The sequence below is a fragment of the Motiliproteus sp. SC1-56 genome (genome assembly GCF_017309075.1).
Taxonomy (GTDB): domain Bacteria; phylum Pseudomonadota; class Gammaproteobacteria; order Pseudomonadales; family Balneatricaceae; genus Motiliproteus.
Genome location: NZ_JAEMGS010000005.1, coordinates 19341 through 39948 on the forward strand (window position 1 = coordinate 19341; position 20608 = coordinate 39948).

At 64.3% G+C, this 20608-nt stretch carries 17 protein-coding genes; 10 read left to right on the plus strand and 7 right to left on the minus strand.

What is annotated here, in order from left to right; translation table 11 throughout:
* Nucleotides 1–11 precede the first annotated feature (11 nt).
* From JGZ97_RS06605 to JGZ97_RS06620, 4 genes are all read left to right on the plus strand, one after another.
* Nucleotides 12–185 carry a hypothetical protein gene (locus JGZ97_RS06605; RefSeq protein WP_207061838.1) on the plus strand — a complete coding sequence of 58 codons (174 nt, stop codon included), beginning with the start codon at nucleotides 12–14 and terminating at the stop codon, nucleotides 183–185.
* 4 nt (nucleotides 186–189) lie between these two features.
* Nucleotides 190–768 (plus strand): TetR family transcriptional regulator, encoded by a 579-nt coding sequence (locus JGZ97_RS06610; protein ID WP_207061839.1) that lies wholly within the window; start codon nucleotides 190–192, stop codon nucleotides 766–768.
* Between the two features lie 137 nt (nucleotides 769–905).
* Complete coding sequence (locus tag JGZ97_RS06615; RefSeq protein ID WP_207061840.1) at nucleotides 906–1271, plus strand: phasin family protein; 366 nt, start codon at nucleotides 906–908, stop codon at nucleotides 1269–1271.
* A gap of 226 nt (nucleotides 1272–1497) precedes the next feature.
* Nucleotides 1498–1788, plus strand: a complete 291-nt coding sequence (locus tag JGZ97_RS06620) for a hypothetical protein (protein ID WP_207061841.1) — start codon at nucleotides 1498–1500, stop codon at nucleotides 1786–1788.
* 23 nt (nucleotides 1789–1811) lie between these two features.
* On the opposite strand, the gene JGZ97_RS06625 is transcribed toward JGZ97_RS06620, so the two are convergent.
* On the minus strand, nucleotides 1812–2285 hold the full coding sequence (locus tag JGZ97_RS06625) for a hypothetical protein (protein ID WP_207061842.1): 474 nt from the start codon (nucleotides 2283–2285) through the stop codon (nucleotides 1812–1814).
* 255 nt (nucleotides 2286–2540) lie between these two features.
* Between JGZ97_RS06625 and JGZ97_RS06630 the strand changes: the two genes are divergently transcribed.
* The 3 genes from JGZ97_RS06630 (at nucleotide 2541) to JGZ97_RS06640 (ending at nucleotide 5654) form a co-directional block, all read left to right on the plus strand.
* Nucleotides 2541–3698, plus strand: coding sequence for a pyridoxal phosphate-dependent aminotransferase (locus JGZ97_RS06630; RefSeq protein ID WP_207061843.1), 1158 nt, complete (start codon nucleotides 2541–2543; stop codon nucleotides 3696–3698).
* A 258-nt stretch (nucleotides 3699–3956) separates the two neighbouring features.
* Nucleotides 3957–4409, plus strand: a complete 453-nt coding sequence (locus JGZ97_RS06635; RefSeq protein ID WP_207061844.1) for a hypothetical protein — start codon at nucleotides 3957–3959, stop codon at nucleotides 4407–4409.
* Nucleotides 4410–4616: 207 nt separating this feature from the next.
* On the plus strand, nucleotides 4617–5654 hold the full coding sequence (locus JGZ97_RS06640; RefSeq protein ID WP_207061845.1) for a DUF4382 domain-containing protein: 1038 nt from the start codon (nucleotides 4617–4619) through the stop codon (nucleotides 5652–5654).
* Nucleotides 5655–5682: 28 nt separating this feature from the next.
* Here JGZ97_RS06640 and recD read toward each other — a convergent pair whose 3' ends face one another.
* From recD to recC, 3 genes are read right to left on the minus strand one after another with little or no spacing between them, the layout of a single operon-like run.
* Nucleotides 5683–7533: an exodeoxyribonuclease V subunit alpha gene (gene recD / locus JGZ97_RS06645; RefSeq protein WP_207061846.1), complete on the minus strand. Its 1851-nt coding sequence runs from the start codon at nucleotides 7531–7533 to the stop codon at nucleotides 5683–5685.
* Nucleotides 7530–11099 (minus strand): exodeoxyribonuclease V subunit beta, encoded by a 3570-nt coding sequence (gene recB / locus JGZ97_RS06650; protein ID WP_207061847.1) that lies wholly within the window; start codon nucleotides 11097–11099, stop codon nucleotides 7530–7532. The genes recD and recB overlap by 4 nt, the downstream gene beginning before the upstream one ends.
* Complete coding sequence (gene recC, locus JGZ97_RS06655; RefSeq protein WP_207061848.1) at nucleotides 11099–14548, minus strand: exodeoxyribonuclease V subunit gamma; 3450 nt, start codon at nucleotides 14546–14548, stop codon at nucleotides 11099–11101. Before recC ends, recB begins: the two co-directional genes overlap by 1 nt.
* A 196-nt stretch (nucleotides 14549–14744) precedes the next feature.
* On the opposite strand from recC, the gene JGZ97_RS06660 reads away from it, so the two are divergent.
* Nucleotides 14745–15152, plus strand: coding sequence for a DUF4112 domain-containing protein (locus JGZ97_RS06660; RefSeq protein ID WP_207061849.1), 408 nt, complete (start codon nucleotides 14745–14747; stop codon nucleotides 15150–15152).
* Nucleotides 15153–15160: 8 nt separating this feature from the next.
* On the opposite strand, the gene JGZ97_RS06665 is transcribed toward JGZ97_RS06660, so the two are convergent.
* Together JGZ97_RS06665 and JGZ97_RS06670 are read right to left on the minus strand one after the other, a co-directional pair.
* Nucleotides 15161–15661 carry a TspO/MBR family protein gene (locus JGZ97_RS06665; RefSeq protein ID WP_207061850.1) on the minus strand — a complete coding sequence of 167 codons (501 nt, stop codon included), beginning with the start codon at nucleotides 15659–15661 and terminating at the stop codon, nucleotides 15161–15163.
* Nucleotides 15662–15727: 66 nt separating this feature from the next.
* Nucleotides 15728–16177 carry a PaaI family thioesterase gene (locus JGZ97_RS06670; RefSeq protein ID WP_207061851.1) on the minus strand — a complete coding sequence of 150 codons (450 nt, stop codon included), beginning with the start codon at nucleotides 16175–16177 and terminating at the stop codon, nucleotides 15728–15730.
* 358 nt (nucleotides 16178–16535) lie between these two features.
* Between JGZ97_RS06670 and JGZ97_RS18320 the strand changes: the two genes are divergently transcribed.
* Nucleotides 16536–17831 (plus strand): FAD-binding domain-containing protein, encoded by a 1296-nt coding sequence (locus JGZ97_RS18320; protein WP_207061852.1) that lies wholly within the window; start codon nucleotides 16536–16538, stop codon nucleotides 17829–17831.
* A gap of 78 nt (nucleotides 17832–17909) precedes the next feature.
* Here JGZ97_RS18320 and JGZ97_RS06680 read toward each other — a convergent pair whose 3' ends face one another.
* Entirely contained in the window at nucleotides 17910–18596 is a 687-nt protein-coding gene (locus tag JGZ97_RS06680) for an OmpW family protein (protein WP_207061853.1), read from the minus strand.
* Between the two features lie 368 nt (nucleotides 18597–18964).
* On the opposite strand from JGZ97_RS06680, the gene msrA reads away from it, so the two are divergent.
* Nucleotides 18965–20194 (plus strand): peptide-methionine (S)-S-oxide reductase MsrA, encoded by a 1230-nt coding sequence (msrA, locus tag JGZ97_RS06685; RefSeq protein WP_207061854.1) that lies wholly within the window; start codon nucleotides 18965–18967, stop codon nucleotides 20192–20194.
* Nucleotides 20195–20608: the final 414 nt, after the last annotated feature.

Consider the following 20608-nt stretch of genomic DNA (forward strand, 5'->3'; position numbering starts at 1 on the left):
GGGAGAAGAGCATGGATGAGTCCCGAGACGCTGTTTTAAACTGCGACCACTGCAGCTGTGAAGCCTGTCACTGCGGTCCTAGCGACCTGGACACCCTGCCCAGCTGCCGTTGCGGGCGGGATTTCTCCATCGATCAGCCGGTTCCCGACAGCCCGCCCCCGACCGGCGACAAGCCTGAACCCTGACCCCGTGCCAACCACCAGCTCACCACCCCCGCAGCACGCCGAGGCCATTCTGGACGCGGCCCTGCAACTGGCCGCCCTGCACTCGTGGGAGCAGGTGCAGCTTATCGAGGTCGCCGAACGGGCAGGATGCACCCTCGCCGATATTCAGCGCCTCTACGACCAGAAAGAAGCCTTGGTGGACGCCTGGTTCGACCGGGCCGACAGGGCCCTTCTGGAAGCAGCCAGCGACCCGCTCCTGGGCCCGCTCGACCCCCATGAGCGTCTGGAACCCCTGCTGACCACCTGGCTTGAGACTCTGGAGCCCCACCGTCGAACCACGCGGCAGATGATTTGCGGTCGCCTCGAACCCGGCCACCTGCACGTTCAGGGCGCCGATCTGCTGCGCATCAGTCGCACGGTGCAATGGTGGCGCCAGGCCGCCCGGTGCCGCAGCCAGTTTCTGCAACGGGCGCTGCAGGAGTCGGTTCTGACCGGAATTTATCTCGCCACCTTCGTCCGCTGGCTGACCGCGCCAGGGGATCACACGACCGCCAGCCGAGCCCTGCTCCGCCGCCTCCTCAGGCACGCCCGGCCGATACTGTGAGGGCGTGCCGGTCATGGGAGCTTTCATTGAAAGCTTTTGAATGCTGCAGCGCACAAAAAAATTTGACCTTGCCTTTGACCCCGGTTATAGTGGCCTCCAACAATTTGTTGCGTTGCACAAAACACAAAGGTGAGACTATGTACGACCAGATTTTCAACGATATCAAAACCCGCATGCAGCCTGCCCTGGACCTGGCGGAAACCAACAAGAAGATGATGGAGCAGCTGATCGAGCTGCAGAAAGTGTCTACTCACGAGCTGGTCAACGCCAGCCTGGAGCAGTTCAAAGCCCTGTCCCAGGTAAAGGAGCCCAAGGCCGCTCTGGACCTGCAGGTCGCTTTCTACAAGGATCTGGAATCCAAAATGACTGCGGCCGCTGAAAAGAGCATCGCCGTCATCAGCGAAGCCAAGGACGTTGTCACCTCCACCGTGGAGGCTTCTGCCAAGCAGGCCGCTGACGAAGTTAGCGCCGCGGTTAAGAAGGCGACCGGCAAGGCTGCCTGATAAGCGGGTTCAAACCCCGGGGACGAACGCCATCGGCGTTCGTCCCTTTTTTTGTCTTCAAAAAATCTTTCCCTCGAAACAACTCGCCAGCGCCCGTTTTTGTCTACGCTCTTGCAGGTCCCATACAAGGATTCGACTTGCAGTCCCAGGCAGTGCATGATGCCCCCCAGCCGGACTACCGGAAACACACGCTAAAGAAGTGCACAGGCTTCAAGAAGGAGAGGTAATGGCAGGCAATTTCAGGCGCGGTCGCGCTCGACCGCAAAAGTTGATCGGCCGAGGCGAATTGCAATCGGTAGAGACCGAGGGTCCGTTCAACGACTGGGTGGGGATGCCCCCCTACTACCTCCATGCCCTGACCGTTGATGGTGAGGTCTTCAGCTACCTCTCCGGGGACAAGACGCTGGAAATCGAGCCGGGGAAAACGGTGACCTTCCGTTACCGGGAAACCAAAGAAAAGCGGATTATCGACAAGAACTCTCTTGGGGTGGTGATCGATCCCAGCGAGCTGGGTTAAAGCCCCGCGCCGTTGCCCCTGGATCAGGAATCGCCGCGGCAGGTCCAGTGGTCGCGCAGGTTGCGGCTCGAGACTTTTTCGATGCGCTGGCCCGGCTCACAGTGACGGACCGACAGGTGGCAGTGAGAAGGCCCCTGGTCACCGGCCACGGCAACCGTTCGCAGCAGGTAACTGTGGCCGGGCTTGAGCATCAGGGTCTTGACCCTGTCCAACGCTTCAACCACCGGCTGCCCCTCGGCCTCGACTTGGCAGTTGTAGGTCAGGCGGTAGGTTCCGGACGGCACCAGCGCCCCCGCGTAGCCACGAATATCGATGTCGTTGATCTTTTCCAGCTGCAAATGTTCGATTCGGTGATAGCCGGCGTGGGTGTAAAAGGGAAACAGCATGCGCACCGCGTCGGGATCCTCTTCGGAGGTCAACTGCGGGGAGACGTAGTGCAAGTCGCCGCAGCCGGCCAGTACCAAGGCAGCCAACACCAATGGTAACGAACGGTTCACCCTTCCCCTCCTGCCCCGACCCCAGCCAACGGCATTAAAAACAATATTGATCAAGCGGCATATTATGCCCCTATTCGCACACATTTTTAGCGGTTTTTATCTGACCTGGATCATTGCCAGGCCCAGCTCACCCGCTTAAGCCACCGTGCACACCTGCCGCGCGGCCTGTGTCCACAAATTAAGTATGGTTTAGGTCATCGCAGCATAGCTGCCGTTCTGATAGGCTCAATGGACGCCCCCGTTCGGAGAACCGATATGAGTCTGCAACTGAGTCAGCGTGGTCAGCGGTTTTCCCAGTCATTGATTCGCGCCATGACCCGCGAATGCAAGCGGGTCGACGGCATCAACCTGGCCCAGGGGCTGTGCGATCTCCCGGTACCGGCACCGGTGGCTGCGGGCGCCTGTCGCGCCATCGAGCAGGGACACAACAGCTATTGCGCCGCCGAGGGCCTTGGCGCGCTGCGCCAAGCCATTGCCGCCCATCATCAGCGCCAACAGGGGGTCACGGTCTCGGCCGAACGGGAAGTGCTGGTGAGCGCCGGCGCCACCGGGGCGTTTTACGCCACCGCCCAGGCGCTGCTTGACCCCGGGGATGAGGTGATCCTGTTCGAACCCTACTATGGCTATCACGCAGCAACCCTGGAATTGATGGAATGCCCGGCCCGCTACGTGCGCCTGGACGCTCCCCACTGGACGCTGGAGGCCACCGCTCTCGAGGCCGCCGTCACGCCGCGCACCCGCGCCCTGGTCTTGAGCAACCCCTCCAATCCCAGCGGCAAGGTGCTCAGCCGGAAAGAGCTGGCCATCCTGGCCGATTTTGTCGAAGCCCACGACCTGGTGCTGTTCTGCGACGAGATCTACGCCGCCTTCATCTACGACGACTGGCCGCTGGTCAGCCCCATCACCCTGCAACGGTTACGCCCGCGCACCGTGACCCTGGGCGGATTCTCCAAACTGTTCTCCATTACCGGTTGGCGACTGGGCTACGCTATCGCCCCGCCTGAAGTGACCGAGGCGGCCAGCCGTCTCAACGACCTGGTCTATGTCTGCGCGCCGACGCCGCTGCAGGTGGGGGCTGCGGAGGGACTGCTGCAACTGGACCCGACGTTTTTTACCGGCATCGCCCGGGATCACCAGTACAAACGCGACCTGTTCTGTGACGCCCTGCATAAGGCCGGGCTCTATCCCCACCGGCCGCAGGGGGCCTACTACGTGATGGCCGATATCAGTCAGCTGCCGGGCGAAGATGATCTGGAAAGGTGCCATTTCCTGTTGCAGCAGACCGGACTGGCCGCGGTGCCCGGTCGCGCCTTTTACCATGACGAGGGCGGGCGCGACCTTGCCCGCTTCTGCTTTGCCAAGCGCCCCGAGGTGCTCGATGAAGCCTGCCGCCGCCTGGGCCGGCTCGGGTAATGCGGAGCCCCGGGCCCGACTTCAGTGGGCGCCGGAGGCCCACCTGCTCTTCACCTCCCGCCACAGCCAAAGCCCGCCTTCCACCTGCAGCCAGCACCGCCATCAACTAAGGTTTAAGCTAGAAACCTAGCCCCTGGGAGCCAGAATCAAGGGTCCATCCAGGGCGACCGCCAGTGCGGGTGGAGCACGCACGCTGTTTAAGCCCGGAAAAGCGCAGCACGACCTCCGCGCTGCCTAACGTGCTCAAAGGAGGATACGATGAACTTCGAACGTATGCGTGATGTGATCGACCATGCGCGTCTCTTTCATACCCAGCTGAGCGCCCATTTCAAAGCCCTCAATGATCAGGAACAGCAGGAGCGCGTCCACATGCTCCTTGAGTACCTCAGCCGCCACGAGGCCCACATGGCCAAGGTGCTGGAGCGCTACCAGGAAGACGCCTCCCCAAGCGTACTGGAAACCTATTTCCAATACACAGCCCCGCTGAATGCCGAAGGGGAGCAGCTGAGAAATCAACCCAACCTCAGTATCGAGGAAGTGATCGACCGCGCGACCCGGTTCGACGAGTGCCTGGTGGATCTCTACGAGACCCTGGCCCACGAGGCCGAAATTCCCGAGGTCCGCGAAGTCTGCGACAAGCTAGTGCAGCTCGAACAGGAGGAGCGCCAGAGCCGCAGCCGCTCCATCGCCGGATTACAGCAGGACATGTAGCCGCTCATTAACGGCCGCCCCCGCCTTCTTCGCCCCACTGGACCAGGCTGAATAATCATGCAGCTTAAGCCGACGGTTAACGCTGGTTCGAGGATAGGCTAAGGCTCTAATTACTTGGTCTTTGGTAATCGGAGGCCGCCCCGTACAAGGCGATCTCGAAACAGTAAGGATGCACGACAAACAGTGAATGAAGTCAGGAGCAGTTCTATGAAAAGATTTTCCTTGGTGGCCCTTGGATCCGCGATGATGCTGGCGGGCTGCGGCGGCGGCGACGGCAGCAGCACCCAGACCGGGAGCTTCTCCCTCGGGGTTTCCGACAACCCCGCCAATGTGGAACGGGTGGTGATCGGCTTTCGCCAGGTGGTACTGAAAAGCGTTGGCGACAATGGCCAGACCTTCTCCTTTGAGGTCGCTGAAACCGGACAGATCGAACAGGTGGACCTGTTGCAATTCACCGGCAGCCAAGTGGAAACCCTCGTCGCCAACCAACAGATTCCAGTCGGTGAATACCAACTGTGTATCTACATGCGCAATGACGAAACAGGCACCGCCGACACCTCCTTTGTCGACACCGGCACCGCCATCGAAGGGCTGACAACGCCCAGCAACGGATCCTGCGGCGGCGTCGGGGCGACCGAAGAAAACACCGGCCGACTGTTTTTCAACAAGCCGTTCCTGATCGCGGCCGGGGATAACAATTTTGTCGCCGAATTCAACTTGGAAAAGGGACTGATCCAGCCGCCGGGGTTAGGTGGAACCTGGCGAATCAAACCCACCGCCGTGCAGCTGGTCAACAACACTGAGGTGGGTAGCATCAGCGGCTCGATCGCCCCCTCGCTGGTCACCGACTGCCAAACCGCCGCCGCCACCGGAACTTTTGCCGAGAAGGTTTACCTTTACAGCGGCTCCGCCGCTCTGCCCGCTGACGCCAGTGATCCGACGATCAATGCCATGGTTGATTTTCGCCTCGCAGAGCAGGTTTCAACCGGCCAGAGCAGCCCCATCGCAGCCGCTCAGGCGGTGCCTGAGGAAGACGGCTTGGGCAATATCACCGGTTACAACTACGAGCTGGCTTTCGTCGCCCCCGGCGATTACAGCCTTGGCTTCACCTGTTTAGCCCAGAACGACGATCCGGAAAGGGCGGACACGCTCGAAACCGATCCGCCTTTCTTCCTGTTTGCGGCCGAGCCCGACGTAACCGTCAGCGCCGGTGAAGTCAGCGTGAGAAACTTTCCCAGTGAGTAACGTTCCCAGCGAATAACAGGCTGCAGCCTTAGTCCAGCGCCCGGGGTTCGTTCCCCAGGCGCTGGCGCAACCCCGACCAGCGCTGCGCCCGGGAGGCCAGCGCCTGTTTCCAGACAGCCTCACCGGCGGCCACCATACAGTGTTTCTTGGCCCGGGTAATGCCGGTGTAGAGCAGCTCCGGGGTCAGCAGGCGGGCGCTACTCTCTTCCAGCAACAGCGCCACCCGCCCAAATTCAGAGCCCTGGGTCTTATGAACGGTCATGGCGTAGACCGGCTCCACCTCGGGTAACAGGCCCAGGTTGATGCGACGCAGCCCCGCCTCCTCCCTGAAGAAGGCCTCCAGCGCCCCCTCTGCGTTGCGCCAGACCAGCCCGACGTCACCGTTATAGAGGTTCAGTGCGGGATGGTTGCGGGTCACCATGATGGGGCGTCCGTGGTAGTGACGGCCGCTCTGCTGGCGGACCAGGCGCTGCTCGATCTGCTCATTCAGCTGCTCCACCCCCCAGGGGCCACGGCGCATGGGCACCAGCAAGCGAAACGCATCCAGGCAGGCAAAGGCCGCATCCAGGTCCGGCGCCTTTAGCAAAGGCCGGTAGTAGCGTTCCACCACGTCCGCGACCCAGGCCCCGAGATCCGGTTCCTGGGTCAAGGAGAGCTGTCCATTGCCCTCCGGGCCGGCTTCGCTTAGCAGACGCCAGCTCGCGGCGGCATCCAGATTGATCACCGCCTCGGCCAAGCGCCCGACTCCCCCCTCGCCGTCAAACCGGTGGCTCTTGCGCAACAGCCCCACGGGGTCTTGCCCACCCTCATTGGCCACCGGCACCGAGTAACCCACCAGGGTGCGAATCGACTCGGCCGCCGCGGCGCTGTATCCCGGGTGGGGCAGCGGCGCCAGGTCAGCGAGCACCGACCCCACGGCAATGGAGGGCAACTGGTTGGCGTCCCCGACCAGCACCAGGCGCGCCGTATCGGGCAGCGCCCGCAGCACCCGGGTCATCATCGGCAGATCCACCATGGAGGCCTCATCAATGAGCAGCAGGTCCACCGGCAGGGGGTGATCGGCGTCATAGCGCAGCCGAATGCTGTTGGGCCGCACCCCCAGCAGGCTGTGCAGGGTATGGGCCTGCTCGGGAATGGCCTTGAGCAGGTCGGCGTCGACCCCGCTGGCGGCAAGCTGGGTCTTGGCCCCGGCGATGGACTCCTGCAGGCGCTGCTTCGCCTTGCCCGTGGGGGTCGCCAGAGCAATCCGCATCGGCTGATCGGCCAGACGCTGCAGCGTCGCCAGCAGCCTTGCCACCGTGTAGGTTTTGCCGGTACCGGGCCCGCCGGAGAGGACGCTGAACGGATGCACCAGCGCGTTGGCCACCGCAACCGCCTGCCAGTCCGTCTCGGACTGCTCGCCGCCGGGCGGATTGGGGAAAAGTTCTGACAGCAGGCGGCGCGCCCGCTGCAGTTGCCCGGGTTGCAGCCTGACCGCACGCATCCGCTGGCGCAGCCGCATCGCCAGCTCCGTTTCGAAACGCCAGTAACGACGCAGGTAGGCGCGGTCGCCTTCCACCACCACCGGTCGGTCTGCCTCGGGGCTTAGGTCAAGCCCGGCCAGCAACGCCCTCAGGGCGGGCAGCGGGCCGAAGGCGTAACCGGGCCGAGGCTCATCGGCGCCACCGTCGGCCCAGAGGGTTCGCCCGGCAATGCCCGCCAGATCGAGGCAGCTGTGTCCCTGGCGCAAGGCCCAGTGCAGCGCCAGCCAGAGGTGAAAACGCTCTGGACAGGGGGCGCCGAACTGCCGCTCCAGCTCCCGGGCGAGAAAAAAGTCGATCGCTTCCACATCGGCCAACGCCCCCAGGCATTGCTCGCAGGTCGGTAAACTTCCGCTCATTTCATTCCCCCGCGCGAGGCGCCTGCGGCCCCCTGAAACAGCGCATCCAGGGCATCCAACAAGGTTTCGTCGATGGCAGTGTGGTAGATACCGCTTGTGCGTCCCGCCGCCATCCCCCGCAGATAGAGGTAGTAGACGCCGCCAAAGTGGCGCCCGGGTTGGTAATCCGGCACACGCCCTTTCAGGTAACGGTGCAGGGCCAGGCTGTAGATCAGGTATTGCAGGTCGTAGAAGTTGGCTTCGTTATTGCGTTTGAGGGCCGCGTAGCCGTAATCCTCAAAGCGGTTGCCCAGATGGGTGGACTTGTAATCTGCCACGTAAAAACGCCCCCCGTGCTCGAAAACCAGGTCGATAAAACCGTGCATCATGCCCCGCAACGGCTGCTGGCCGGGCAGCTCCAGGGTCGCGCCCTCGCCCCGGTGCTCGCGCAGAATGCGGGCAAGTGCCGCCACCCGCGAACCGGGCATGGAAAAATAGAACTCCGACTCGCGCAGGGTATGGGGCCAGGAGAGATCACACAGGCGCAGCGTCTCCCCCCCTCCCACCGCGGGCAGCGGCGCCTCCAAACACTCCTGGAGCCACTGCTCCAGGTGCGCAACGTCGGCCTGGGCAAGGCCGCCAAAGCGCAGCAACGGCTCACGCAGAGCCTCCTTCCAGCGCGGCTGGGTGAAGTCGGTGTGCTCCAGCGCATCGTGCAGCAGGTTGCCGGCGTGAGCCCCTTTGGCGAGACGAAAACGGAGCGCCAGCTCCCCGGTCGCGGGCTCCGCCGCTGCCGTCCGGTCATCGTCGTGATCCTTGCGGTCTCGGCGCGCGTGATCAAGGTTACGGGTGAGGGCGGAGAACGAGCTCAATCGCCAGTTGCCGTCGATATGCCCCGTGAATTTCGCCGCCTGCGCGTGTCCGTCCGTGGCTCCCGCGGCAGACCGCTGGGCGGCTGCCAGGCGCTCGACGTTCACTTTCAACAGAGCGCAGTTTTCCGGTTCGCTGGCCGCCAGGGCCGCCAGCTCCGCCGGCCAGTCGGGCTCCCCCTCGCGCCTTGCGCCAAACCCAAGGGTGCGCGCCAGGGGCGACTCCAGGGTCTTGCCGTAGGGGGCGCAACAGAGGTAACAGCGCTGCTCCGCCCGGGTCACCGCGACGTAGAGCAGGCGAACCGCCTCGGCCAGGGCCTCGTCCCGGGCCAGGGTCTCGGCCTCCGGCGTACGCCCGAGTTGCTGCCTCGCTTCACCGCTTTCAGGGTCGTGAAAGGCGAGGTATTCAGCCTTTTGATTTCCCTGGCTCAGTGGATCCTTGCGGTAGTTGGCAAAGGGCACAAAGACCACCGGGTACTCCAACCCCTTGGAGCCGTGTTGCGTGACGATGCGGATCAGGTTGGCGTCGCTCTCCAGGCGCAGTTCGGCCTGGCTGTCGCCACCGCTGCCCTGAATCTGGTCATTGAGCCATTCAAGCAGCTGCTGCGGATGGCGCAAATTGCCCGAGGCCTGTTGCAACAGTTCGGCCAGGTGCAGGTGGTTGGTGAGGCAGCGCTCGTGGCGGGCCGGCGGCGGCTGCAAATGCCCGTGGATCAGCGCCATCATCATGGGGATAAAGCCCTCGCGGCGCCAGCGCTCACGCAAAGCCGAAAGCTGATAGCGCGCCTCCACCAGGGCGTCGGCGTCACTGGCAAGCCTAGCCAGGCGGGCCGCATCCCCTCCCAGCAGGGCGGTGGCAAAGGCGCGGTGCAGCTGCCGGGGTTCCTCGCAGGCCAGTATCCCCTGCAGTACCTGGGACAGCTCCAGCGCCTCCGGGCTGTGGAAAATGTTGTCCCGGGCGCTGAGGTAGACCGAGGGGTAGCCCGCCTCCAGCAGCGCCTCCTGCATGATCGCGGCCTCGGTGCCGGTACGCACCAGGATCGCCACATCCCGCTCCTCCAGCGCCCGCGCCTGCCGATCACCGCTGCCGAGGCGAACAGGCTCGCTGAGCAGACGGTGTATCTCACCACAGCACCAACGGGCCACCTGGTGGCGAAAATCCGCCGTGACTTTTTCCTTGCCCTCCTCCTCTTCGTCGCCAGTCAGCCACACGAAGTTGAGGGCGCGGAGGCTGTCGCCGGGCGGCGACTCCATGAGCGCATCGTGCGCCCGGCTGGCCTTGGCGGCCTTGACCGGTTCGTAATCGATGCCGTAACCGAACACCGGCTCGGGGTCCTGATCCAGTGGCGCCCCCCAAAACAGGCGGTTGTAGGCGTTGACCATGGCCGGCACCGAGCGCCAGTTGGTATCCATGTGCCAGCAGTCGTCCGCCCCGCCGCGGGCCTGAAGGTAGGTAAAGATGTCGCCGCCGCGAAAGGAGTAGATAGCCTGCTTGGGATCGCCGATCATAAACAGGGCGGTGCCGGATTCCGGCTCCGCGAGGGCTTCCTCCCGGTGCGGATACACCCGCTCCAGAATGGCGTACTGGCTGGGGTCGGTATCCTGGAACTCGTCCACCAGGGCCACGGGGTATTGCTGGCGCAGGGCCGCCACCAGGGCGGCGCCCTCTTTCGCCGTGACCCGCTCGGCCAGCAGGGTGATCAGATCGTCAAAATCCATCAGCCCCAGGCGCTCTTTGCTGGCGGCAAAGGCGGCGCGGATCGCCTCCAGCCCCTCGCGAATAACCGGGTAGATCCGGGCCGCCTCGGCATCGCGAGCCAGCTCCGGCAACCGGCTCTTTAGATCCTTGAAGGGCTGCAGCCAGGCTTTCAGCGCTTCGTCCTTGCGGTAGCGGTTGCCGTTGACGAAATCCATCGCCGCCTTGGGGGGCGCTTCGAGGGCTTCCCCGGCCAGCCACTCAAGCAGAATCTCCCACTCGCCGCGCCGTTTTTCAGCCTCCTTGTGGCTGTCGATCAGGCGGCTCACGATCTCCGCCTCATGGGCCAGCAGTTCCTCGCGCACAGCCGCTTTTTGCGCCAATCCCGCCCGGGTGAAGTTCTCGGGCGCGGCCGCCAGCAACGGGGCCCGGCTGCTCAGCGCACGTCCAAAGCAACGCATAAAAGCCTGGGGCGTGTGCCAGCCCCGTTCGCTCAACAGCTCGAACCGCTCGCTGTGGGCAATGCGCCGCAACCAGTCCCGCACCGCCTCCAGGGCCTGCTCGCTGGTGTCGGCCTCCATCTCCAGCTCCATGGGCAGGTCGCTGCTCAGGGCGTGCTGCCTGAGCACCCGGGCGCAGAAGCCGTGGATGGTGAAGATGGCCGCCTCATCCAAGTGCAGCAGGGCGCTCTGCAGCAGCGGGACCGCCCGGGCCCGGTCGAAGCGAGCCTCCATCGCCGCGAAAAAGGGATCCGCCCCCAGCGTGCCCCAGTGGCTGGCAGCGTGGCGCAGCTCCCGGTCGATGCGTCCGCGCAGCTCCTCGGTGGCCGCCTTGGTGAAGGTCATGACCAGGATGGACTCCACCGGCAACTGCCGTTCGACCAGCAGGCGGATATAGAGCCGGGTGATGTTGTACGTTTTGCCGGTTCCGGCACTGGCCTCGATCAGGTGACGACCGCTCAGGGTCAGTGCGGCGGGATCCAGGTGGCGCTGCTTTGGCTTGGCTATCGTCGGGTTGGACATCATGCTCCCCTCTGCCCGGTTACGGTGGCAGATTCACCGGCAACCCCGGAAAGTGCGGCACAGGGCCGCTCGTAAACCGCCCTGATGGGGTCCCACCACTCCGCAAGCTCCGCCCCCTCGGGCCAGAACCAGCGGACGTAAGCATCCCGTCCGGTGCCGTAGGGGTTGGCGAAGGGACCGTCGTCCCACTCCGTCCACCACTGCCGGGCACGGGCGGCATCGGCGTCAGGCCTGCGCACGAAGCCCTCGCGAGACTTTTTATACTGGGCAGCGCACACCGCGAACCCCAGCTGCGCATTCAGCAGCAGCGGGCGGCAGCGGCCCGCACGCCAGGTTTCAAGCAGCTCCACCAGGTGCGCTTCGGCCGCCGGTTGGGAGGCGAGCTCCAACTGCTCAACTTCCGGATTGCCCTCCTTGTCGGTGGCCAGGAAGAGGCCCCGGCTGCGCTGGGAAACGCCGGTCGCACAGGCCAGCAGGTGGTAAAGCCAGAGCCGCAGGCGATCCTTCGCCTTGACCCGGGCGGGACGCGACAGCAGCAGTTCGGGCCCCTCAACGGTTGCCACCAGCGGCAGCTCCGCGCTAAGGCGCACCCCGGCCAGGGTCAGCTCCACCGACCGTTTTTCCACAGGGCCGGCCTCGGCCAGCGCCCGGGCCAGCACCCTGGCCTCGGCCTCCCAGCTGTCGAGAATCGCCTCGCAGCCCCGGCTGTCCGGCAATTGGCCACCCACGGCGAGAATTTCCCTCGCCTGGGCCGTGGCCCGGGCCGGCTGCGGATCCAGCTGCGCCGCCAGCAACCGCTCGCGGCCCTGAAAAGCGGCCAGGGGATCGGCGTCAAAGGGCTCGGCGTCATCCAACAGATCCCCCTCGGCGCTCAAATTCAGTCCCAGCCGCTCCTCGGCAAAGGCCCGCGGCGGATTCTCGAAGAACCGCACCAGCGACTCCAGCGTCACGCTCTCCAGGCCCGCCTCGTCCCGGGTCACCTCCGGCTCGGGCAGTTCGATCAGGTTATCCCTGGCTTCGCCGGGCCGGCTGAGCGCCAGCCAGCGACCGTCGAAGCTGGGCCGTGCGCCCTCGAAATTGGCCGGGCTGAAGGGATGCAACGGCGCCATCTGCAATTGCGATGCGCCGTCCCCCGGCTCGAAACGCCAGCCGTAGCCCCGGGCCAGGTAATCCATCAGTTCGCTGAGGATCAGGCTGGGCTGGCGCTCGCTGTTGTTCTTGATGTCCGCCCCCTGGTAGCTCAGGTAGAGCTTGTGCCGAGTGCAGATCAGGGCCTCGAGAAACAGGTAGCGATCGTCGCCGCGGCGGGAGCGATCGCCCGCCCGACGGGGTGTCGAGGCCATCAGGTCAAAACCGAAGGGGACCTGTTGCCGGGGGTACGCCCCATCGTTGAGGCCAAGAATGGCGATCACCCGAAAAGGCGCGCTGCGCATGGGCTCCAGGGAGCAGAAGGTGATCTGCCCGGTCATGAAGCGATTGCCGCCGTCGGGAAGGCCCAGGTGGTGGTTGAGATAAAAGCGCACCACGTCCAGCGTCAGGGGCGCCCGGTACCCGACCCGGTCGGTCCAGCTCAGCAGCTGGCCGATCGCCTTGTCCAGCTCTTCGCCCGCCTCCGTCTCCCGGCTGTCCTGGGTGGCGGCGAAAAAATCATCGCGCAGGGCACGCAGGTAATCGCCCCACTCCTTGGGGGTCCGCCGCCGCGACAGGGCCTGGGCGTGCTGCTGCAGGCGCTCCAGCAGCTGCATGAGGCGACCCAGCAACAGGGCATCACTGCCCTCCACATGGGGCAGCAGCCACTGGTGGTCCACCAGCTCAGCCTGGTCACCACGGGCAAAGCCCAGCAGCATGCGGCGCAGCCCCCACTGCCAGCTGAACAGCTCGGACGCGCTGTCGGCGCCGGTCACCCGGGCCTTATGCTCGCCGTCCAGACCCCAGTGGATACAGGCCTCGCTGAGCCACCACTCCAGGGTCAGCAGCTCGTCATCGTTAAATCCGAAACGCTGCTGCACCGTCGGCAGGCGCAGCAGGTCAAGCACTTTGGAGACCTGGAAGCGGCTGTCGGGCAACTGCAGCAGTTCCAGGAAGCTGCTGATCAACGGTTCGGCGTCCCGCGGCGCCCGGTCGGTCACCGCCACCGGCAGTCTCGGCTCGTCTACCCCCACGGCGCCGGCGCCAAAACCGGTGTCAAAGACCGCCCCGATGTAGGGGGCGTAATCCTCCACCTGGGGACAGGTGACCAACACATCCCGGGGGGTGAGCGTCGGGTCTTCATTGAAACGATGCAGCAGCCAGTCGTGCAACGCCTGCAGTTCGCGCAGCGCGCTGTGGCTGGCGCTGAAAGTGATGCTGTCGTCCACCTCGGGGGAGACCGGCTGCGCCGGGTCGGCCGGGCGGGCATCGCGCAGGCGCAGAATGTCGGACTGGACCTTTTCCAGCACCGTGGGGCCGCTGTCGGTCCCGGGGCGCGTCGCCTCGTCGAGTTCGAAGGCGGCAATTTCAAAGGTATCCAGCCCCTGCAGGGCGGCGAAGAACTCCTTGCCCTGGCTGCCCAGGTTGGCCAGCAGCGGGTTGCCCACCTCCGCATCGTGGTCAGGCGCGTCTGCGACCGCATCCGGCTCCGGCTGGGCCAGCCAGCGTCGAGCCTGCTCGGCGCGCTGGGCCGCCAGCTGCTTCTCCGACTGCAGGTTGCCCCAGTACTCCACGCAGGGGTTGAGGTGAAACAGGTGCACCTGAACATGTCGCGCCAGGCGATCGAAGAACCCGAGGGTGCTGGGCGGCAGGGTGTTGATGGCGAACAGGCACACCTGGGGCGGCAGCTTCTCCCGGTGCGAACCCAGGGCCGCGGCGGCCTCGCGCTGCAGGCGCACCGGGTGATCCGGCTCCTCCGCCACCAGCGCCTGCCACAGCGCCCCCTGCCAGTTCGGCGGCAGCGCGTCCGGGGTTTCGCCGGCATCCCAGGCCTCGATCCAGTCCGGGCGGAACAGCAGGTACTGCTCAAAAAGATCCGCCTGCTTGGCGGCGAGCTGGTAGCGCTTGAGCGGATCGGCCTCGACCTCGGCCCCCGGCAGCGCCTTGCGCCAGTAGCGGGTGGGTTCGGCAAAACGCGGGTCGGCGACGATCGCCTCACTGGCCAGCAAACGGTCGATCCGCCAAGCCAGCGCCTCGCGCTGGTAAGGCGACTCCAGCGGCACCCGCTCCACACCGAGCACCTTGCGCACCAGTTGCCAGATAAAGACCCCGGGCATCGGAAACTGGGTGTTCATGCACACTCCCCGCGACTCGGCCAGGGCCATGCTGACCCAGTGCTGCATGCCCTTGCTCTCGACAATCACGGTGTGGGAAGAAAGGGCAGCCCCCGGCGACAGGCGCAGCACCTGGTCCAGCAACACCGCCAGGTCTTCCAGGCGGTTGGCGGGGTAAACGGTGATCTGGCCAGCACCTTGCGGCATGAATGGTTTCCTTCTCGTTGGCCGACTGTAGCCGGCCATTATAAAAGGTTTCAGGGGGGCTTTTGCCAGTCGACTTGAAACCGCACCGAAGTCATCCTTCAGCACCCGCGGCCCGGCTGATCTAAGCTTTGCCGAGCAAAGGGTGTTCACTAAAGCCGAGTCCCCCGTGCTCCCCGCCTCGCCTTGAGAAACCGCCATGAAGGATTCACCGCCAGATGCTGTCGTCGCTCGGGAACTCAAGCGCCTAGACCGCTTGGCCGAGCTCCTGGACAGCGCCTTTGTGGTGCCCGGCACGCGCTGGCGATTCGGGGTCGATGCGCTGCTGGGGCTGATCCCGGGCCTGGGAGACGTGGCGGGGGGCGTGCTCTCCTGTTACCTCATCTTCCGGGCATGGCGGCTGGGGATTGCACCGGGTTACCTGGTCAGCATGCTGGGCAACGTGGTGCTGGAGGTGTTTCTCGGCGCGGTCCCCGTGGCCGGGGATCTGTTTGATGCCTGGTTCAAGGCCAACCGGCGCAACATGCGCTTACTGCGGCGCGCCCTGCAGCAAAACGCTGAAATGAGGAAAAGGGCCGCAGGCGGAAAGTCGCTAAGCGGCCAATAAAAGGGTCGCTAACCGCCCAGCAACTGGGGGTTGAGCTGCCACACCGAATAGTTAAGCAGCGCCGCAAAACTGACCCAGAGCCAGTAGGGAATAAGCAGGACCGCCGCCAGGCGGCTGTGCTGCCAGAAGGCAACCAGGGTCGCCAGAATAAGCGCCCAGAGCAGTAAAACATCCAGCAGCGCCGCGCCGCCCAGGTGCCAAGCAAAGAACAGCCAACTCCAGAGACCGTTGAATACCAGTTGCACCAGGTAGAGCAGCAAGGCTCGCCGGGCGCCGGCAAAGCCGCCCCGGCGCCAGACCAGCCAGGCCGCCAGCGCCATCAGGATAAACAACAGCGTCCAGACCGGGCCGAACACCCCGGCCCCGGGGGCCCAGTCGGGCCGGGCCAGCTGTGAATAAAAGGCGGGCGCCTCCAGGGAGGCGATAGCGCCAACACCGGCCACAACGCAACTGATCACCAGCCAGGTAACCAGGCCGGTAAACTGCGCTTCCTTGCGTAAAGGTTCCATGTCGTTCGTCCAATGGATTGCGGTTACCGCCAGCTTAGGCCATTCCGCCACCCCGCGTCGGCGCCCTCAGGCACGGTAACCGTCGACTTTGCCCAGGGGCACGGCACTGCGCAAAAACAGCCCGCTGCCCCGCCCGAGCTCCTCCCCCTTTTCATCCTCGATAATGGCTTCGGCGACAAACTGGTTTCCGTTGCGACTTAACACGCGCCCCTGTGTCCGCACGCATCCGTCCACCACCGGGCGGGTGAAATAGGTGGTAAAGGACGCGGTCTGCAGGAAAAAACGCTGTTCGAGTGTTGCCGCGGCAAAAAAGGCCGCCTCGTCGAGCAGCTTGAAATAGACAGCACCGTGGACGGCGCCAGCCGCGTGGTGATAACGGTCGCAGAGGTCCGCCTCGATGCAGGCACGCCCGTCGGCAAGCGCCAGCCGGGAGGGAATCAGCGCGTGAATCGGTCCGGCGCGATACATGGCTTCGAGGGCCGCCAGATGCGGGTAAGGATTCGGGCGAGGGTCCATAAGCGCTCCTTTGGGAAGGGTCGGCAATCCCGCCCCCCTGGCAAGCGTAGCCGCTCGCCCCGCTCGCGGACAGCGACCGGCCTGAACCCGTGCTCAAACGCAGGTCTAAACGCGGGTCTATAGTGGAAGTGAATCAATGCCCCGCTGCCTGCTCGAAGCTCGCCTAAGCGGATTGCGCACAGGGGCGAACATTCATGGGAGCACCCAGCCCCACCAAGACGGAGTCGATCGGTCATGAGCTTGTACGGTGTCGCGGGGATGAATGTGCCGACAGCCGTCGTGTCCCCAGCGTCCCTTAGAAGGCATAACACGAAGCCGTCCCTTCCCGGCCCGCTGGCGCTCAGCCCTACACCCTCCCATGCATAACCGCGCCCTGCTCTGGTTTAACCAGGACCTGCGCCTAGACGACAACCTCGCCCTGCGCATCGCCGCTCGGCAGAGCCGGCAGCTGCTGTGTATCTACTGCCTGGACCCGGTCCAGTTCCGCAGCGACCACTACGGTACCCGGGGGCTGGGCGAACGGCGCTGGGGCTTTCTCCACGCCTCACTCGCTGCCCTGGACCAGGCTCTTGATGCGTACGGGCAACGCCTTCATGTGTTGCTGGGCGAGCCCGTACAGCTGATATCCCAGCTGGTACCGCTGCTGGACCTGGACGCCGTCTATCGCGGCCACCCCACGGTTCCCGATGAGTTCCAGCCGTGGCAACGGCTCCAGCAGCGTTTCCCTTATCTGCGCTGGGTTGCGGTGCGCAACGGGGAGCTGTTCAGCCAGCGCCGGCTGCCGTTCCCGCTCAGCGCGCTGCCCACCGCTGAGTCCGACTTTATCGCCGGGATGGTTCAGGGGTCTGTGCCCCCGCCCTGTCCCCCGCCCAGGGTCCTGCCGCCACCCCCGCCAGACGTCCCAAGCGGCCCGAAGCCGCCGCCCACGTCCGCGGTGCCTTCACCAGTCCCGACGGGCGAACGGGAGCTCAAGCTCCAGCTGCAATGCTATCTGCAGACGCCACCGGCGGACGGGGAGGTCAGCGATCCGCCAAGCAACTGCCGGCTGGATCCCTGGTTTGCCAACGGCAGCCTGTCGCCCCGCCGGGCCTGGGCGGCGTCAAACAAGCCCGACGTCGCCCCCGCGGCGCAAAAGGCGCTGAGGGCTGTCCTGCTGAGACGGGAATATTACCGCTGGCACGCCCGGTACGCCGGGGACCGGCTCTACGCCTTCAGCGGCGTTGCCGGGCGACGCCCGCTCACCAGCTTCTACCCGGAGCGGTTTGCCCGCTGGTGCCAGGGTGATACGCCCTTACCCCTGGTCAACGCCTGCCTCAACGAACTCAACAGCACAGGGCTTCTCGCGCCCTGGGGACGCCGGCTGGCGGCGCGCTACCTGGTAAAGGAGCTGGCCGTGGACTGGCGGGCCGGCGCCCGCTATTTCCAACAGCAGCGGCTGGACTACGACGCCGCGGAGAACTGGGGCCTGTGGCAACAGGTGGCCGGGGTCGGACCGGCTGCCGGGCAGGAACAGTGCGATTTGGAGGATGCCGCGACCCTGTCGGCGCGCCATGACCCCACAGGGGCGTACCAACGCCGTTGGAGCCCGGGGACAGCGGCCGAAGCCATCGATTCAGTGGATCCCGCGGACTGGCCGATTCCGCCGCGGCATTGACAAGCGGCCAGACGCAGGAATATCAAAAGCGGATGCACAGCGGCGCAGGATTCGACACCGCTGTGCAGGGGGCTGATCTTAGAAGCGATAGCCCAGCATCAAGGAAGAGACAAAGGGATCGATATCCACATCGACCTTGCTGGCCTCTCCGCCCAGTTTGAACTCGGCGGTGGTGTCGATATCCAGGTAACGGACCGAGCCGTTAACGGACCAGCGCTCGTTCAACTGGTAATCGAAGCCCACCTGGGCCGCCAATCCCCAGGAGTCCTCCAGTTCCAGGTCACTGAAGCCCTGGGCCTTGCGGCTGGCATCAAACTCCTCCTCGAAGAAGGTGGTGTAATTGATGCCAACACCGACATAGGGCTGAAAGCGGGCGCTGCTGTCGTTGAAGTAGTAGAGCGCGCTCAGCGTGGGCGGCAGGTGCTTGACGTCGCCCAGGGCACCGTTACCCAAGAGGGGGGCCGTGTCCTTCTCCAGGTTGACGTCGTGGTTGAAGGGGGTGGCCGCCAGCAGTTCAACGGCCCAGTGAGGGCGCACAAAATAGACCAGGTTAAGACCCAGCTGGGTATCGTCTTCCACGCTCACTTCCAGGCCGGTCTTGCCCAGCGCGCCAAAGTCGGTAAAGACCTTGCCGCTGTCATCGTTGGGGGCGACGTGGGTGGCGCCGGCCCGCACCACCCAGTCACCGGCCTCGTACGCGTAGGTCGCGACCGGCAGAGCACTCAAAGTAGCAGCCAGCGCGCAGCAGAGAGGTGTTTTTTGCATTGCTATTTCCTGTTCAGAAGAAGTTCGCCGGCATCCTAGCCAAAAACCCTACTCGCCGTATTGATTTAGGTCATCAATAACACCACCAAAAGCGCGCCATTAGCCGCTAAACTGACAGCCTCATTGCGTTACATCATTTTTACCACTCACCCCGGGCGTCACGGCACGGGTTTTTAAGGGACGGGGTTTTAAGGTTCACGGACGCCAACCTCGACATAAAAGCACCAGCCTTTGCAACAAAACGCAGGGTGGCACGTCCAGTTAGTACATGGCCGCGGAACCCGGTTCGGCGGAAACCATCACACTAGATTGAGATAAGTCCTCGCGGCCCCGGTTTCGGGGCCTGTTAAACGGACGGAGGAATCGACATGGTTTTGACCCACCCCCTGCCCCGGCACCTTACCAGCGTGCTGCTGGCCATCGGGCTGTTGAGCGCCCCCCTCAGCGGCGCGCAGGAGACGGACTCCCCTTACGCCCCCAACGACCCAAAGCTGAAGGTCGCCACCTTCGCCGGGGGCTGTTTCTGGTGTGTTGAAGCCGGGTACGAAAAGATTCCCGGGGTAGTGGAAGCCGTCTCCGGCTACAGCGGCGGCGACAAGCCCAACCCCACCTACAAGCAGGTTTCATCCGGGCGCACCGGCCACACCGAAGCGGTCCAGGTCTATTACGACCCCGATCAAATCACCTACGAAGGGCTGGTCCAGGGTCTCTGGCGGATGATGGACCCCACCGACCCCGACGGTCAGTTTGTCGACCGGGGCCGGCAGTACCGCCCGGCGATTTTCTACCACGATGCCGAACAGCAGCGAATCGCCGAGGCCGCGAAGGCCGCATTGCAGGCATCCGGCCGCTATGAAAAGCCGGTGGTAATCGAAATCGTCCCCTTCAAAAAGTTCTGGGATGCCGAGGAGTACCACCAGGACTACTACGAGAAAAACCCCATCCGCTACCACCTCTACACCTTCAACTCGGGACGCTACCAGTTCATCAAGAAGATCTGGGGGGAGAACTACGAGCTCGACTTCAGCCCCTACCGGCCCGACAAGCAGGCCTTCATCCCCCCCGTTACCGGCGCCTTGAAACAGACCGCCGCAATCGAGAACGAAGCGCTTCAAACCAAAATCCAGGGCTTCGACCCGGCGACCTTCGTCAGGCCCACCGACGCGGAGCTGCGGCAACGGCTGACGCCGCTGCAGTACGAAGTCACCCAAGAGGAGGGCACCGAACGCGCCTTCAGCAACCCCATGTTCGAGGAGAAGCGGGCCGGCATCTACGTGGATATCGTGTCCGGGGAGCCGCTATTTCTCTCCACCGACAAGTACCGCTCGGGCACCGGCTGGCCCAGTTTTACCCGGCCCATCAACCCCGATGCGCTGGTGGAGAAGAAGGATATCAGCTGGCTCGGGGTCCGCACGGAGGTGCGCAGCACGCACGCCGACTCACACCTGGGCCACGTCTTCAACGACGGTCCGGCCCCCACCGGGCTGCGCTACTGCATCAACGCGGCGGCGTTGCGCTTCATTCCCAAGGAGAAGATGGCCAAAGAGGGCTACGGCGCCTACCTCGACCTAGTCCAGCCACCGCTCAAGGAGTCCTGAGCAGCTATCGACAAGAGCCGTTGCGCTCCGGGGAACGGCGGCCCTCCCGAGACGAGGGCCGCCAGGTGCTCTTTTCTGTGAGCCGTTTCACCTGATCACTTCCTTGCGCTATCACACGCCCATCAGGCTCCCATGACGCCCCTATAACACAAGGCCTTTGCGTCGAAACATTCGGCGCGCTGATGGGTGACAAGGATCGGCCGTCGAGAGACAGCGCCTACCTCAGATCCTAATCACTTGTTTTAGTTACCCTCCTTATCATTTGACTCAGATCAACCTGAACTCAATAAAGCCGTCCAAGGCAGCTTTATAAGACTTTTTCCTATACCCACTCCGACCCCGAATAGGAAAATATGAGAAAAGAACAAAACAGAACTTAACGCAATTGCGCCAGGGAACGCCCTTCACCAGGGA